This window comes from Mesorhizobium sp. BH1-1-5 (assembly GCF_020165615.1).
GTDB lineage: Bacteria > Pseudomonadota > Alphaproteobacteria > Rhizobiales > Rhizobiaceae > Mesorhizobium.
The window spans coordinates 17875-32213 of the sequence record NZ_JAIUIM010000024.1; the positions used below are offsets into that span (position 1 = coordinate 17875).

At 64.5% G+C, this 14339-nt stretch carries 15 protein-coding genes; 3 read left to right on the forward strand and 12 right to left on the reverse strand.

From position 1 onward, the window contains the following. Positions 1-42: 42 nt before the first annotated feature. Both LB572_RS26350 and LB572_RS26355 read left to right on the forward strand, forming a co-directional pair. Positions 43-399 carry an ArsR/SmtB family transcription factor gene (locus tag LB572_RS26350; RefSeq protein WP_140807793.1) on the forward strand — a complete coding sequence of 119 codons (357 nt, stop codon included), beginning with the start codon at positions 43-45 and terminating at the stop codon, positions 397-399. After that, complete coding sequence (locus LB572_RS26355) at positions 396-875, forward strand: SRPBCC family protein (RefSeq protein ID WP_224669794.1); 480 nt, start codon at positions 396-398, stop codon at positions 873-875. Before LB572_RS26350 ends, LB572_RS26355 begins: the two co-directional genes overlap by 4 nt. 330 nt (positions 876-1205) lie before the next feature. On the opposite strand, the gene LB572_RS26360 is transcribed toward LB572_RS26355, so the two are convergent. The 9 genes from LB572_RS26360 to LB572_RS26400 form a co-directional block, all read right to left on the reverse strand. Beyond that, positions 1206-1559 carry a SnoaL-like domain-containing protein gene (locus LB572_RS26360; RefSeq protein ID WP_140807795.1) on the reverse strand — a complete coding sequence of 118 codons (354 nt, stop codon included), beginning with the start codon at positions 1557-1559 and terminating at the stop codon, positions 1206-1208. A gap of 107 nt (positions 1560-1666) precedes the next feature. Next, on the reverse strand, positions 1667-2272 hold the full coding sequence (locus tag LB572_RS26365; protein WP_224669795.1) for a 2'-5' RNA ligase family protein: 606 nt from the start codon (positions 2270-2272) through the stop codon (positions 1667-1669). Between the two features lie 102 nt (positions 2273-2374). Then, positions 2375-3352: a 2-dehydropantoate 2-reductase gene (locus LB572_RS26370; RefSeq protein WP_140807802.1), complete on the reverse strand. Its 978-nt coding sequence runs from the start codon at positions 3350-3352 to the stop codon at positions 2375-2377. Next, positions 3352-4881 carry an acyl--CoA ligase gene (locus LB572_RS26375; RefSeq protein ID WP_224669796.1) on the reverse strand — a complete coding sequence of 510 codons (1530 nt, stop codon included), beginning with the start codon at positions 4879-4881 and terminating at the stop codon, positions 3352-3354. The genes LB572_RS26370 and LB572_RS26375 overlap by 1 nt, the downstream gene beginning before the upstream one ends. Positions 4882-4931: 50 nt before the next feature. Then, positions 4932-6518, reverse strand: coding sequence for a gamma-glutamyltransferase (gene ggt / locus LB572_RS26380; protein ID WP_224669797.1), 1587 nt, complete (start codon positions 6516-6518; stop codon positions 4932-4934). 22 nt (positions 6519-6540) lie between these two features. After that, the gene (locus LB572_RS26385) at positions 6541-7341 is read right to left on the reverse strand and encodes an ABC transporter permease (RefSeq protein ID WP_224669798.1); all 801 of its coding nucleotides are present in this window, start codon (positions 7339-7341) and stop codon (positions 6541-6543) included. Continuing rightward, positions 7338-8261, reverse strand: coding sequence for an ABC transporter permease (locus LB572_RS26390; RefSeq protein ID WP_224669799.1), 924 nt, complete (start codon positions 8259-8261; stop codon positions 7338-7340). The genes LB572_RS26385 and LB572_RS26390 overlap by 4 nt, the downstream gene beginning before the upstream one ends. Next, positions 8258-9337: an ABC transporter ATP-binding protein gene (locus LB572_RS26395; RefSeq protein WP_224669842.1), complete on the reverse strand. Its 1080-nt coding sequence runs from the start codon at positions 9335-9337 to the stop codon at positions 8258-8260. The genes LB572_RS26390 and LB572_RS26395 overlap by 4 nt, the downstream gene beginning before the upstream one ends. 77 nt (positions 9338-9414) lie before the next feature. Next, positions 9415-10455 carry an ABC transporter substrate-binding protein gene (locus LB572_RS26400; RefSeq protein WP_224669800.1) on the reverse strand — a complete coding sequence of 347 codons (1041 nt, stop codon included), beginning with the start codon at positions 10453-10455 and terminating at the stop codon, positions 9415-9417. 233 nt (positions 10456-10688) lie between these two features. Between LB572_RS26400 and LB572_RS26405 the strand changes: the two genes are divergently transcribed. Beyond that, positions 10689-11390 carry a GntR family transcriptional regulator gene (locus LB572_RS26405; protein WP_224669801.1) on the forward strand — a complete coding sequence of 234 codons (702 nt, stop codon included), beginning with the start codon at positions 10689-10691 and terminating at the stop codon, positions 11388-11390. 15 nt (positions 11391-11405) lie between these two features. On the opposite strand, the gene LB572_RS26410 is transcribed toward LB572_RS26405, so the two are convergent. From LB572_RS26410 to LB572_RS26420, 3 genes are all read right to left on the reverse strand, one after another. Beyond that, complete coding sequence (locus LB572_RS26410; protein WP_224669802.1) at positions 11406-12491, reverse strand: ABC transporter ATP-binding protein; 1086 nt, start codon at positions 12489-12491, stop codon at positions 11406-11408. After that, the gene (locus LB572_RS26415) at positions 12481-13089 is read right to left on the reverse strand and encodes a cupin domain-containing protein (protein ID WP_140807810.1); all 609 of its coding nucleotides are present in this window, start codon (positions 13087-13089) and stop codon (positions 12481-12483) included. The genes LB572_RS26410 and LB572_RS26415 overlap by 11 nt, the downstream gene beginning before the upstream one ends. A 176-nt stretch (positions 13090-13265) precedes the next feature. Beyond that, positions 13266-14336 (reverse strand): ABC transporter substrate-binding protein, encoded by a 1071-nt coding sequence (locus LB572_RS26420; RefSeq protein WP_224669803.1) that lies wholly within the window; start codon positions 14334-14336, stop codon positions 13266-13268. Positions 14337-14339: the final 3 nt, after the last annotated feature.

Here is a 14339-nt window from a genome sequence, read left to right on the forward strand (position 1 = left end):
GTTTTTCCCTAAGTATCATCGAACCCTAAGGAACCAACGCCCATGATCGGCCTGCAAACCGCCAGCCAGAACCCGCCGCCCGTCGACGGCATTTTTCGCGCGCTGGCAGATCCGACACGCCGGCGTGTGGTGGAGCGGCTGAACAGAAGCCCGGCTTCGGTCAGCGAGTTGGCAGAGCCCTTCGGCATGGCGCTGCCCTCCTTCGTCGAGCACCTCAAAATTCTGGAAGGCTGCGGGCTGGTGCGTTCGCGAAAGGCCGGGCGCGTCAGAACCTACAGCCTTTCGCCCGAGCCGTTGAAGCTGGCGGAAAACTGGCTCGCCGAACAGCGCGCGCTGTGGGAGCGCCGCCTCGACCAGTTCGACGCCTATGTGATGAGCCTCAAGGAGACAGAAAAGTGAGCTATCCGTTCAAGCCGAACCCGAAACTGGACCTGACGCTGGAGCGCTTCCTCGACGCGCCGCGCGAGTTGCTGTGGCGCGCCTGGACGACGCCGGAGCATGTCAAGCAATGGTTCACGCCGAAGCCATGGATCATCACAAACTGCGAGATCGACCTCAGACCGGGCGGGCTGTTCCGCACGCGCATGCAGTCGCCCGACGGCAAGGAGGTGAGCGACCGTCATTGCTGCTATCTCGAGATCGTGCCGAACGAACGCCTGGTGTGGACCGACGCGCTGCTGCCGGGATACCGGCCGGCCGGCGAGCCGTTCATCACCGCGGTCATTGGGCTCACGCGCGAGGGCAAAGGCACGCGCTACACCGCCACCGCCATCCACCGCGACGAGGCGACCCGCAACAACCACGAGGAGATGGGTTTCTTCGACGGCTGGGGCACGGTGGCCGACCAGTTGACGGACTATGTGAAGACGATTTGAGAGGCGGCATGGCGGCCGCCGAGGCGTGTGACCCGGCCGCTGCATAGGTGGGGTGGAGATTGGCCGAAACGCCCGTCGATTCGTCATCCACGGGCGGAGCAAGGAGCGCAGCGACGCAGCGCAGACCCGAGGATCCATTCCGTGACTTCTAAGCGTCGCGACGGTGCAGAATTCTGCTGCGCTGCGCCCTATGTCCGAGGTCACGGAATGGATCCCTGGGTCTCCGCGACGGAGCTTCGCTCCTGCTTCGCCCTGGGATGACGAGGTTGGAAGGCTTCGGCCAACTCCCGTCGTTTACGATCGTTCACCGAAACGAGATCTGTCGAGGAACTAGTAGTAAAAACGCTCTTCGCTGATCTTGCCGTTCTTGACCGTATAGAGGCCAACCTCATCCATTTTGACGCGCTCGCCAGTCGATTTCGGCGTAATATCGAAACTGAAGCGCAAGGCGAACTGGTCGCCATTGACATAGGGCCCTTCGACCGAGCCGCCATGAACCTCATGGTTCGCTTCCCACCACTCGCCCTTCTGCTTGACGGCTTCCTTGCCGTTGCAGACGGCCATCGGCCCTTCCATCGCCTCGTAGCTGACGACGTCGTCGGCATTGTATTTCGCGGCGGCGCTGTGGCTGTCGCCCCGCTTGAGGAGTTCGGTGAAATCTTTGGCAATTTCCGCAGTGGTCATGGGATCCTCCCGGTTTGGACCAGACATCAAGTAGGGACCGATCGTGCGCCTGCCACCGCGGGGCCGCTTCGCAGGTGACAATTCGTGTCAGGATGAAGGGCTTGGTGCTATGTTGTCATCAGCGGCCAACAACCCAGATCGATGTATATCGTGCGACCGCGCAGGCTATGAATGAGATGGAATTCCGTCGCCAAAAAACTGATCGGATCGATTGGCTGCTTTGGGACGAACCTCTCGTCATAGGCAAGGGTCATATGCGGAACAAAATGATCGGCCGATTTGAGACCATTCGCCTTCATCGCGCTTCCGATCAGCCGGCTGAGTTCGCAGACCGGCCCGTCATCGGCCAAAAGCACGAACGGACGCCATGGCGGCCTGCCTTTTGCCGCTGGGCGACCGGGGAAACTTACGGCATGGCGAAACGTGACTTCAAACGCCGGCATTTCAACCAACCGGCCGGCTAGCTTTGCCGCGAATTCGATTTTCGATCGAAGCCTTTTGTAGTCACCGACATGCTGTTGACTGACGTGGAATCGCTCCTTCAGCAGCCGCGACCCGGTTATCCCATTGAGATCGCAGAGATGTCTCTGCACCGACCAAAACCCGGCGCGGTCCTTGGCCTGCAAAAACAGCGCGAAGAACACCCGGTCCGGCCGTTTCGGCTGCAGTGGAGGAATCGGAACGCCGAAATCAAACTCTTGCTGCCGAGACATCCGTACTCGTTCGGCCGGGAACGCTCCTGTTAAACTCCCCTTCTAGAACAAAACAGGAACATTGACAAGAATCAAAGGCGAACGATTTTCGCGTCTGTGAGGTCAATAACACCCGCGCTCGATCGCCAGCCGCCGCACCAGCGCCAGAACGGTGTCGATGGTCGGCGTCGGCTGACCGGTCAGACGGCCGAGCTCCTGCACCGCCGTGACCAGCGCGTCGATCTCCATCGGGCGGCCGCGCTCGAGGTCCTGCAGCATCGAGGTCTTGTGCTCGCCGACATCACCGGCGCCCTTGATGCGTCGGTCGACGGGGATGAGGAAGCGCACGCCGAGACGTTCGCCAATCGCCTGCGCTTCCACCATCATGGCGCGGGCGGTGGCGCGTGTGCCTTCGTCGGCGACGATCGCTGCAAGCGTGCTGCCGGTCAGCGCCGAGATCGGGTTGAAGGAGAGATTGCCCCAAAGCTTCACCCAGATCTCCGAGCGGATGTCCTCGCGCACCGGCGCCTGCAGCCCAGCCCTGACCATTTCGCGCGCCAGCGCGGTAGCTCGCTCGCTCTTCTCTCCTGAAGGCTCGCCCAGCGAAAAGCGCGTGCCCTCGACATGACGGATCAGGCCTGGAGCATCGACCTCGACGGCGGGATAGACGACGGAGCCGATGACACGCTGCGGCCCGATGCGCTGCCAGATCGCGCCACCGGGATCGACGGCATTCAGCCGCGTGCCTTCGAGCGCGCCGCCCGCTTTGTGGAAATACCACCAGGGCACGCCGTTCTGCATGGTGACGACGGCTGTCCCCTCGCCCAGCAGCGGCGCGATCTGATCAAGTGCGGGCGCCAGCGAATGCGCCTTCAGCGCCAGCACGACATAATCCTGCACGCCGAGTTCTTCCGCACGGGAGGCAGCCCTCACGCGAGCGACCGTTTCCTTGCTGTCCTCGATCAGGCGCAGACCATCGGCCTTGATCGCATCCAGATGCGCGCCGCGCGCCACGATCGACAGATCGACGGAGCCGGCGATCGCGAGCTTGGCGGCGAGATAGCCGCCGATGGCGCCAGCGCCGAAAACTGTAATGCGCATCAGCCGAGCCCGAGCTTGGCGGCAAGGCCGATGCGCTGCAGCTTGCCCGTCGCGCCCTTCGGGATCTCGTCGAGGATCACCACCTTGCGCGGCACCTTGAAGTCGGCGAGCCGGGTGGCGGCAAAACCGCGGATGTCGGCCTCGCTGGCGCTCTGGCCTTCGCGCAGCACCACGGCCGCCGCGACCTCCTCGCCCAGCTTGTCATGCGGCATGGCGAAGGTGACGACCTGCGCCACCGCCGGATGGTCCATCAAAACGCCGTCGACTTCGAGCGGCGAGATCTTTTCGCCGCCGCGGTTGATGATCTCCTTCAGCCGGCCGGTGACGCGCAAATAGCTGTCCTCGTCGAGCACACCCTGGTCGCCGGTGTGGAACCAGCCATGGGCGAAGGCGCTCGCATTGGCGTCCGGGTTCTTCTCGTAGCCGGCGGTGACGTTGGGACCGCGAATGACGATCTCGCCGATCTCGCCGGGTTCGAGCAGCCGCCCGTCCTGCGCCATGACGGCGACCTCCGGCCCGGCCGATGCGCCGACGCTGCCGGGCTTGCGCAGTCCGGGCGGCAAACGGTTGGACGCCATCTGGTGCGCGGCCTCGGTCATGCCGTAAGCCTCGACCACCGGGCAGCCGAAGGTGGATTCGAGCTCGGCCATAACCTGCGCCGGCAGCGATGCCGATGACGAGCGGATGAAGCGCAATTTCGCCCCGGCGAGTTGCTCGGGATTGCGGGCGGCGCGCGGGAGGATCGCCTGATGCATGGTGGGCACCGCCGTGTACCAGCTTGGCTTGGCTTCGGAGAGCCACTGGAAGAAGCGCAGCGCGTTGAAGCCCGGTGTGCAGAAAACGCTGCCGCCGGCGGCGAGCGAGGACAGCACCGCGGCGATCAGGCCATGGATATGGAACAACGGCATGATGTTGAGGCAGCGGTCGGCCGGCGTCAGGCCGAGCGTCGCGCCGATATGGGCTGCCGACGCTGCAAGGTTGGCGTGGCTGAGCGGAACCAGTTTCGGACGCGACGTGGTGCCGGAGGTGTGCAGAAGGAGCGCGACATCGCCATCTGCGGCCAGCCCGGATGCGACCGGCAATCCCACAGGGTTACCCTCGATCGTGAACACGCCAGACGGCGCGCCTTCCGCCACCACCAGCCGCAGCACCGGGATGGCGAGGCGTTCGGCAACCTCGACCGATGGACCTGCCTCGTCCTTGCCGACAAGGATCGCCTTGACGCCGATATCGCTCAGATAGAAGTCGAACTCGTCGGCCCGGTAAGCCGGATTGAGCGGCGCGGTGGACGCGGCCGCCGCCACGGCGATGAAGGCCGTGGCCATTTCCGGGCCGTTCGGCAGCACGATGGCGACGCGGTCGCCGCGGCCGATGCCGAGCGCATTGAGCCGCGCCGCGGTATCGCGGATCAGGCGGCGCAAGCCGCCATGCGACAGGGCCGTCCGTTCGGGCGCGACGATGGCCGGCGCGTTGTCGGCGCCGGGCGCAAGGCGATGGGCGAGATCGGTGGCGTTTTCGCTGTTTGTCATGGTTCCAGACTATGTTTCGAACGATCGGCTTATGTCCAGCAAATGGCGGCTCAATATCCGAGGGCCAGCCCGTCCTTGCGCGGATCGGACGCGCCGGTCAGCGTGCCCTTTTCCCAATCGATCAGCACCGCCTGCCCGCCGCCCAGCGGATGATCGGGCTCGACCACCTTGTGGCCAAGCCGGCGCAGGCCTTCGGTCGTCTCGGCGCGCACGCTTCGCTCGGCCTCGACGACGTCGTGGTTGTAGAACACGCGCGCCGCATCGATCGCCTGCTGCGGGTTCATGCCGAAGTCGATCATGTTGGTCAAAAGATGCACATGGCCGAAGGGCTGGTAGCCGCCGCCCATAACGCCGAAGGGCATCATGGCGCGACCGCCCTTCGTCATCATGCCCGGCATGATCGTGTGCATCGGCCGCTTGCCGGGCGCGATCGCGTTCGGGTGCTTCGGGTCGAGGCTGAAGCTGGAACCACGGTTCTGCAGCACGACCCCGGTCTTCGGGCCGACGACGCCGCTGCCGAAGGAATAATAGGTCGAGTTGATGAAGCTCACCGCGTTGCGGTCGCGGTCGACGACGCTGATATAGACCGTGTCGCTGCCGGGAAGGTCGAGGCGCGGCAGATCGGTCATGGCGCGCCCGGGATCGATCGCGGCACGCAGCCGGTCGGCATAGGCGCCGGAAAGCAGCGCCTTGACCGGCACGTCGACATGATCCTGGTCGGCGAAGAACGCGTCGCGGTCCTGATAGGCGAGCCTGCCCGCCTCGATCTCGAGGTGCAGGCGCGCGGCGCCATCGGGATCGAGCTTGCCCAGTTCAAAGCCCGAGAGCAGGTTCAGCATCAAAAGCGCGGTCAGGCCCTGGTTGTTGGGCGGCATCTGATGGATGTCGTAGCCGCGGTAGGAGGTGCTGACCGGGGTCCGGTAATCACCCTTGGTGGCGGCGAAATCGTCGAGCGTATGCAGGCCGCCAAGCGCGCGCAGCCGGCCGACCAGATCGTCCGCGACCTCGCCTTCATAAAAACCGGCGCGGCCTTTCCTGGCGATGATGCGCAGCGTCTCCGCCAGTTCCGGTTGGCGATGGACGTCACCCGCCTTGGGCGACTTGCCGCCGGGCAGGAAGATGCGCGTCGCCACCTCGTCGGCCGACAGGTCGGTTTCCGGATCCTGCCAGTCGAAGGCGACGCGGTCGTGCACGACATAGCCTTCTTCCGCGTAACGAATGGCCGGAGCAAGCGCGTCAGCCAGACCCTTGCGGCCGTGATCCTCCAGCAAGCGGCACCAGGCATCGATGGCGCCGGGAACCGTGACCGCGTGCGGCCCCTGTTTCGGCAGTTCGCTGAATCCCTTGTCCCGGTACCAGTCGACGGTCGCGGCGGCGGGTGCGCGGCCCGAGCCGTTGAAGGCGATCACCTCGCCCTGCCCCTTCGGACAATAGAGGACAAAACAGTCGCCGCCGATGCCGGTCGACTGCGGCTCGACCACGGCCTGCACCGCGGCCGCACAGACCGCGGCGTCCATGGCGTTGCCGCCGGATCGCAGCATGTCGATCGCCGCAAGGGTGGCGAGCGGATGCGAGGTCGCGGCCATGGCCTCGGTGGCGCGGACCGGCGAGCGGCCGGGAAACTGGAAGTCACGCATGCTGTTGTCGGTATCCCTCAAATCAACGTCCGCGGCCGAAAAGCTGGGCGGCGGACAACAAGACGATCGATAGCACGATCAGGCAAGTCGAAATGGCGGCGATCGTCGGATCGATCTGGTCGCGCAGCGCATTGAACATGCGGCGCGTGAGCGTCGTGGTCTCGCCGCCGGAGATGAACAGGGAGACCACCACCTCGTCGAAGGAGGTGATGAAGGCAAACAGCGCGCCCGAGACGATCGAGAAGCGTATCTGCGGCATCGTCACCTGGAAGAAAGCGGAGAAGCGGCCGGCGCCGAGGCTGCGCGCGACCATCTCCTGGTTCATGTCATAGGAGCGCAGCCCCGAAAGGACGGTGAGCACGACCAGCGGCAGCGCCTGCACGGTATGCGCGATGACGAGGCCGGTCAGCGTGTTGTTGAGGCCGATGCGGGCATAGAGGAAAAAGGTGCCGATGCCGATCAGGATGACCGGGATGATCAGCGATACCGTGAGCAGCGCGTTGATCAAGCCGGTCAGCCGCAGCGTGCGGGCGTTGATGGCGTAGGCAGCGGCGGTGCCGAGCAGGGTTGCGACGATCGCCGTCATCACAGCCACCTTGACGGACACGATTGTCGCGTCGCGCCATTCGACGGAGCCGAAATAGCTCTCATACCAGCGCAGCGACCATTCCTGCGGCGGGAACTGCAAGAGCGACGAGCCGGAAAAGGACATGATGACGATGATCACCGACGGCGCGATCAGGAACAGCATGACGAGGCCGCCCAGCGCATAGAGCCAGAGGCGTTGTGTATGCGAGATGGGCAAGGCATTTTCCATGCTCATCGCTGACTCCAGACCCCGGTGACGCGGGCGCCGAGCAACCACTGGAAGAGGCCGAGCAGCGCCAGCGTGACGCCGAGCAGCACGACGCCGAGCGCGGCGCCCGCTCCCCAGTTGGAATAAAGGCTGGTGGTCTGCTCCATGCGCATGGCCCACATGATGACCTTGCCGCCGCCCATCAGCGCCGGGGTGACGAAGAAGCCGAGGCAGAGCACGAAGACGATCACAACGCCCGAGGCGAGACCGGGCAGCGACAGCGGCAGGAAAATCTGCCAGAAGGTGGCGCTAGGGCTCGCGCCGAGATTCATGCCGGCGCGCAGGCAATCGGTGTCGATGCTCTTCATCGAGGCGTAGAGCGGCAGCACCAGGAAGGGCAGCATGATGTGGGTCATGCCGATGGCCACGCCGGCGAAATTGTTGGCGAGCGGCAGCGGTTGGCCGATCACGCCGAGATCCATCAGCCACGTGTTCACCAACCCCTTGCGCTGCAGGATGACCAGCCAGGCATAGGTGCGCACCAGCACCGAGGTCCAGAACGGCAGGATGACGAAGATCAGGCAGATCGAGGCGGCGCGGCGCGGCAGCTGCGACAGCATATAGGCCAGCGGATAGCCGAACAGCACGCTGGCGCCGGTGACGAAGAAGGCCACCTTGAAGGTGGTGACGAAGGTCTTGATGTAGGACGCCTGCTCGAAGAAGCGCGCGTAGTTGGCGGCGCTGAGCTGACCGGCTTCGTCGAACAGCGAGAGCCAGAACAGCCAGCCGATCGGCACGATGATGACGGCGAAGACCAGGGAGAGCCCGGGCGACAGAAGCGCGAACAGGCCACGCGCTTCCCGCCGCGCGTCGGCGGCCAACGCATCGGCGTTGATCGCCCCATCGGGCCGGCGGGCACGATCGAGACTGGCGGATGCGATGCTCATTGGTCCGCCACCAGCACGACATCCTGCGCATCGATGCCGAGCGTTATCGGCTCGCCCGGCGCCGGCAGTTTTGCCAGCACGTCGGAGCGGCAATAGTCGCGCAGAGTCACCTGTCGGCCGTCCTTGAGCGTCGCGTAGCAGACGAAGCTGTCGCCCTGATAGATAACGTCGCCGACGGTAGCGGGCAGCGCATTGACGTCGCCGGTTTGTTCGCCGTTGATCAGGCGCAGCTTCTCCGGCCGCACCACCATCAAATGCCGGCCTGGGGACGGCATCGGATCCTTCATGCGCAGCTTGCTGCCTTCAAGCCAGACGCCGCCATTGCGGCATTCGACCGGAATGAAGCTGGATTCGCCGATGAAGCCTGCGACGAACTTCGTCTGCGGCCTGGCGTAAAGAACTTCGGGCTGGTCGATCTGCTCGATGCGCCCGGCATTCATGACGGCGATGCGGTCCGACATGGTGATCGCCTCGCGCTGGTCATGCGTGACGTAGACCGTCGTCATGCCGAGCCTTCGATGCAGGTTGCGCAGCTCGATCTGCATATGCTCGCGCAGGCTCTTGTCGAGCGCCGACAGCGGCTCGTCCATCAAGACGATGCGCGGCTCGAAGACGATGGCGCGGGCCAGGGCCACGCGTTGGCGCTGGCCGCCGGAGAGCTGGTCGACGCGGCGCTCGCCGAGGCCTTTCAACTGCACAAGGTCCAGCGCCCTTTCCACGCGTTCGGCCGTTTCAGCGGCCGATACGCGCCGCTGCTTCAGCGGGAAGGCGATGTTGTGGAAGACGTTCATATGCGGAAACAGCGCATAGTTCTGGAACACCATGCCGATGTTGCGCTTGTGCGGCGGCATGGTGATGATCTCCTCGCCGCCGACCTTGATCGAGCCGGCATTGGCCCGCACGAAACCGGCCAGGATCATCAAGAGCGTCGTCTTTCCCGAGCCGGACGGGCCAAGCAGCGTCAGGAATTCGCCTGCCGCGACATCGAGGCCGAGATCGTGCAGCACGGACAAGCCGCCGAAGCGCTTCTCGATGCCACTGATGCCGATGGGAAGCGCGGACTGCGCGAGAGACAAGAGCATCTCCTTCAACTCCGGATCATTTTCGCGAAACGATGCGGAGCGGCGCATTTTGCGCCGCTCCGATAGGATCGTTATTGCTGGATCAGGTTGTTGAACTTCTCGGTCGCCTCGACGAGGGTGTCGCGCCAGAAGGCGGGGTCCTGCAGCACCTGTTTCTTGACGTTCTCGGGCGCGGAATTGATGTCCTTGATGCGGTCCTGCGGGATCTTGCCGGTCTCGAAGGCCTTCTCGTTGGCTGGGCCGTTGTCGACATAAAGCGGCAGATTGGCCTGGAGATCGGGGCTGACGAACTTGGCCAGCGCCTTCATGGCGAAGTCCTTGTTCTTCGAGCCCTTGGGGATGACCATGCAGTCGGCGGTGAGCACGCCCTGGTCGAAGGAGAAGCTCACCGGCGCGCCTTCCTTCTTCAAGGTGCCGGCGCGGCCGTTCCAGATGCTCGCCATATCGACCTCGCCGTCCTTGACGAGCTGCATGGCCTGCGCGCCGGAGGTCCACCAGGCATCGACGTGACCGCGGATCTTATCCACCGACTGCAGCGCGCCGTCGATGTCGACAGGATAGACCTTGTCGATCGGAATGCCCTTGGCCAAAGCGGCGACGCTCAACGTCTCGGTCGACTGGCTGCCGGAAAGCGCGCGACGGCCGGGGAATTTCTCGACGTTCCAGAAATCGGCCCAGGTCTTCGGGCCTTTGTCGCCGAAGACGTCCGTGCGGTAGATCAGCACGACGGAGGTGTAGGAGATGCCGACCCAGTCATCATGGACGAGCTTCGGGTTGATGCCGCTCTTGTCGATGACGTTGTAGTCGAGCTTCTCGAACAGGCCTTCCTTCGAGCCCCGCGCGCATTCGTCGGCGCCAAGCTCGGTAATGTCCCATTTGACGGCATTGCCGGTGACCTGCAAGCGCACGTCGTCGAGGCCGTTGGTGGTGTCCTGCTTGATGGTGATGCCGAGTTCCTTGGCCGTCGGGTCGAAGAAGGCCTTGGTCTGCGCCTCCTGATAGGTGCCGCCCCATGAGGCGACGGTGATGGTGTCGGCGGCCGATGCCGGAACGGCGACCGAGGCCAGCAGGCCGGCGACGGCCATGCCGTGAATACAAAGTCTCTTCGTCATGTTCGCTTCTCCAACCGGTGTTCCCGTTATCATTGATTTGGTATGCGAATTTGTATACAATTTTGAGTGTAATTCTCCGGAGGCCGATGTCAACATGGGACATGCGGGTTTTTGCCGGGGATGTATCGAGGCCCGGCTCGGCGCGTTTGCTCCTGCCGAAAAGGCGCGGGTTCAAGCAGGCGCTAAAAGGCACTAGACTGCGATTCCATGACTGACCGTTGGAGGCGGGACGCTTGAGCAAGGAGAGAAAGAACACGCTGCGCGACTCGGTGTTCGAGAAGCTGAAGGCGTTGATCATCACCGGCCAGGTCCCGCCGGGCGGTCGCGTGACCGAGAACGAGATCGCCGAGCGCCTGAAGGTCAGCCGCACACCGGTGCGCGAGGCTTTCAATCGGCTCGAACGCGACGGGCTGGTGGTCGGGCGCCCGCGCCAGGGCTATGTGGTGGCCGAGTTCAACCTCACCATGTTCCGCGAGGCCTTCGACATCCGCGAGCTGCTCGACGGGCGCGCGACCGAGCTTGCGGCCGCCAATGCGACCGCAGCCGACAAGGCGAAACTGCGCGAGATGCTGGCCGAATGCGAGCGGCTTGCGGCGATCCCCGATCGCAGCACGCGGGAGAAGTTCGAGGAGCTCCAGGTCGGCATCGACCTGCATCGGGTGATCGCCGAAATCGGCGGCAACGACATGCTCTACGGCATGCTCTGCGGCATCCTCGACAAGTGCCAGCAATATGTCTGGACGGAGCTTCTGTGGCTGGACGAATGGAAGCTCACGCGCGAGGAGCATGTCGGCATCGTCGACGCGATCTGCGCCGGCGATGTCACGCTGGCCGGCGACCGCGCCCGCGCGCATGTGCGCGGCTCGCGCGAGAACATCCTGCGCCTGCTGCAGGCCAAGTCCGACTATCAGGGATTCTTCGCCAAGGCGTCCTGAACCCACACGATCGTATCAACTGGAAAGCATGGGGCAGTTGGCGCCGCGCCGCAGGCTGACATGCGCCATGTCGCCGACGCTGAATTGAGAACCGTCTGCGCGGCGCGGAGCATCGATGACGATCGGGGTCCCCTCACCCAGCTCGGCATGAAGGCGCAGCGTGCGGCCGTGGAAGACGACACCGCTCACCCGTGCCGGCGCGGTTCCCTCGGCGGCCTCGCCGGCGGCAAGAAGATCCTCCGGGCGCACGCCGATGGTGCGCGTGTCGCCGGCGGCCGGCGTCTCGCCGCTGTCGGAGGTGGCCTCCAAGGGCAGATCGCCGGCGGCAAAGCGCAGGCGCTCGCCGTCGCGGCCGACAAAGCGCGACTGCAGCAGGTTCATGGTGCCGATGAAAGAGGCGACGAAGCGCGTCGCCGGGCGGTCATAGAGTGTCGCCGGCGCGGCGGTCTGCTCGATGCGGCCCTTGTTCATGACGACGATGCGGTCGGAGATCGACAGCGCCTCGGTCTGGTCATGCGTGACCATGACGAAGGTGGTGCCGAGCCGCGACTGCAGCCGCTTCAGCTCGATCTGCATCTGCTCGCGCAGATGCGCGTCGAGCGCCGACAGCGGCTCGTCGAGCAGAAGCACGCGCGGCTCGCAGACGATGGCGCGGGCAAGCGCGACGCGTTGGCGCTGGCCGCCGGAAAGCTCGGAGATATGGGCGCGCAGCTTGTCGGCGAGCCCAACCATGTCGAGCGCCTCGCGCACACGTTTGGCCTGCTCGGCGCCGGTGAGCTTGCGCAGCGACAGGCCGAAGCCGACATTGGCCGCGACATCCATATGCGGGAACAGCGCATAGTCCTGGAAGACTGTGTTGACGGGACGGTCGAAGGGCCGCAGGCCAGTGATGTCACGGCCATCGAGCAGGACATTGCCGCCGGTCGGGCTTTCGAAGCCGGCGATGACACGCAGGCTCGTCGTCTTGCCGCAGCCTGAGGGACCGAGCAAAGTCAGGAATTCGCCAGGAGCGATGTCGAGGTCGACGCTATCAAGTCCGACAATGCCACCGGGGAATACTTTCGAAACCTTCTGCAGTCGAACGAGGGCATCAAGCGCCATCGCGCACCTCGGACGGTTTTGTCGTGTTGACCCAGAGGATCTGGCAACGCTCGGCGCCGGGATTGCGGAAGGCATGCAGCAGCGTGCTCTTGAAGGCGAAGCTGTCACCGGCTTTCAGCACATAGGTGGTGGCGTCCACCACCAGCTCGACCTCGCCGGTCATGACGAAGCCGAATTCGTGGCCGGCATGGGCGTAGGCCTCCGCTGTGCCACCGCCGGCCTCGACCGTCACCAGCATGCCGGTGAGCGTCGCGGCGGGCGGCGACAGCAGCGCCTTGGCGATGCCTTCGGATTTGACCGGGATCGCGCGACGCTTGTCGGCGCGCACGCAATAGAGGTCGTTGACCGCTTCGTTGCCGTCGGTGATCAGCGCCGACGGCTCGATGTCCAGCGCCGCCGCCAGCGGCCAGATCACCTTGACGCGCAGCGAGGACATGCCGCGCTCGATCTGGCTGAGCGCGCCGATGGAGATGCCGGCTTTCGCCGCGAGATCGGCCAACGACAGCTTGCGCTCGAGCCTGAGCGCCCGCACACGCCGGCCGACCCGGACGTCGGCTTCGTCTTTCGGCTTTGCCGCCGCTTCGTCAAGAACATCCATGCAATGGTCCTCGTTGCTTTCTCCTTCTCCCCTTGTGGGAGAAGGTGGATCGGCGCGATAGCGCCGAGACGGATGAGGGGTGTTCCAGCGGAGTGAGACGCTAGCGTTCCCTGGAACACCCCTCATCCGGCCGCTGCGCGGCCACCTTCTCCCACAAGGGGAGAAGGTGAGAGCGCTCAACCCCCGGCCTTCACCTTCTCGAACATCTTCGCCACATCGTCGTTCTGCTTCATCGGGCCGGTGAAAATCGTCGTCTTCAGCATGACGTCCGGATCCGCGGGCAGTTGCAGCTTGTCGAGCTCGTCCTTCGATACGCCGGCGAAAGCGGTCGCGAGCGAGCTGCCATAGCCATAGGACTGGATCAGGAACTTGCCGGAGTCGGCGTCGAGCCGGCTGTTGATAAAGTCATAGGCGAGATCGACGTTCTTGGCGTCCTTGAGCATGACGAAGCCGCAGGCCCAGGTGAGCATGCCTTCCTTCGGCTTCATGAACTCGACCGGCACGCCCTGCTTCTTCAGCGAGGTGGCCGACGCGTTCCAGGTCATGGCGGCGACCAGCTGGCCGCTGGCCAGCGCCTGCTCGACCGAGGTCATGTCGGTGGTGTAGCTCGACAGCAGCGGCCGCTGCTCGCGCAGCTTTTCGGCCACCTTGTCCATCTGGTCCGGCGTCATGTCGAAGGGGTTCACGCCGGCCAGAAGTGCTGCGACGATCGGCGTGTCATGCACGGCGTCGATGGTCGCCACGCGGCCGGCATATTGCTTGTCCCACAGAAGGTTCCAGCTCGCCTCCGGGTTCTTCACCAGATCGGTGCGGTAGAGGATCGAGGTGTTGCCCCAGTCCCACGGCACCATCCACACCTTGCCGTCACCGGCCTGCAGGTCGGGCAGGTTCTTGAACACCGGGAAGATCGAATCCCAGTTCTTGATGCGCTTGGTGTCGATCGGCTGCAGCAGGCCTTCCTTGTTCCAGCGCGCCACCTTGTCGTAGCAGGGATGCGCGATGTCGGGCCGGAAGCCGGCCTTGACCTTTGTGAAGGCATCGTCGTCATCGCCGAAGATCGTCGCCTCGACGCCGTCCGGATGCGCGGTAAGGAAGCTCTTGTTGAAGTCAGGCAGCTCGTAACCCGACCAGGTGAAATATTGCAGCTTGTCGGCGGCGAAGGCGACCGTCGACGACAGCGCCATGGCGAGCGCCGTAAGGCCCGCCAAGGCTTTGCGGCCAGTGATCGATTTCAGGTGGAATGTCATTTT

What these genes read in the sequence shown, in the direction of transcription:
- LB572_RS26350 (WP_140807793.1), top strand. Translation starts at nt 43, where the DNA reads ATGATCGGCCTGCAAACCGCCAGCCAGAACCCGCCGCCCGTCGACGGC.
- LB572_RS26360 (WP_140807795.1), bottom strand. Translation starts at nt 1,559, where the DNA reads ATGACCACTGCGGAAATTGCCAAAGATTTCACCGAACTCCTCAAGCGG.
- LB572_RS26365 (WP_224669795.1), bottom strand. Translation starts at nt 2,272, where the DNA reads ATGTCTCGGCAGCAAGAGTTTGATTTCGGCGTTCCGATTCCTCCACTG.
- LB572_RS26370 (WP_140807802.1), bottom strand. Translation starts at nt 3,352, where the DNA reads ATGCGCATTACAGTTTTCGGCGCTGGCGCCATCGGCGGCTATCTCGCC.
- LB572_RS26375 (WP_224669796.1), bottom strand. Translation starts at nt 4,881, where the DNA reads ATGACAAACAGCGAAAACGCCACCGATCTCGCCCATCGCCTTGCGCCC.
- ggt (WP_224669797.1), bottom strand. Translation starts at nt 6,518, where the DNA reads ATGCGTGACTTCCAGTTTCCCGGCCGCTCGCCGGTCCGCGCCACCGAG.
- LB572_RS26385 (WP_224669798.1), bottom strand. Translation starts at nt 7,341, where the DNA reads ATGAGCATGGAAAATGCCTTGCCCATCTCGCATACACAACGCCTCTGG.
- LB572_RS26390 (WP_224669799.1), bottom strand. Translation starts at nt 8,261, where the DNA reads ATGAGCATCGCATCCGCCAGTCTCGATCGTGCCCGCCGGCCCGATGGG.
- LB572_RS26400 (WP_224669800.1), bottom strand. Translation starts at nt 10,455, where the DNA reads ATGACGAAGAGACTTTGTATTCACGGCATGGCCGTCGCCGGCCTGCTG.
- LB572_RS26410 (WP_224669802.1), bottom strand. Translation starts at nt 12,491, where the DNA reads ATGGCGCTTGATGCCCTCGTTCGACTGCAGAAGGTTTCGAAAGTATTC.
- LB572_RS26415 (WP_140807810.1), bottom strand. Translation starts at nt 13,089, where the DNA reads ATGGATGTTCTTGACGAAGCGGCGGCAAAGCCGAAAGACGAAGCCGAC.
- LB572_RS26420 (WP_224669803.1), bottom strand. Translation starts at nt 14,336, where the DNA reads ATGACATTCCACCTGAAATCGATCACTGGCCGCAAAGCCTTGGCGGGC.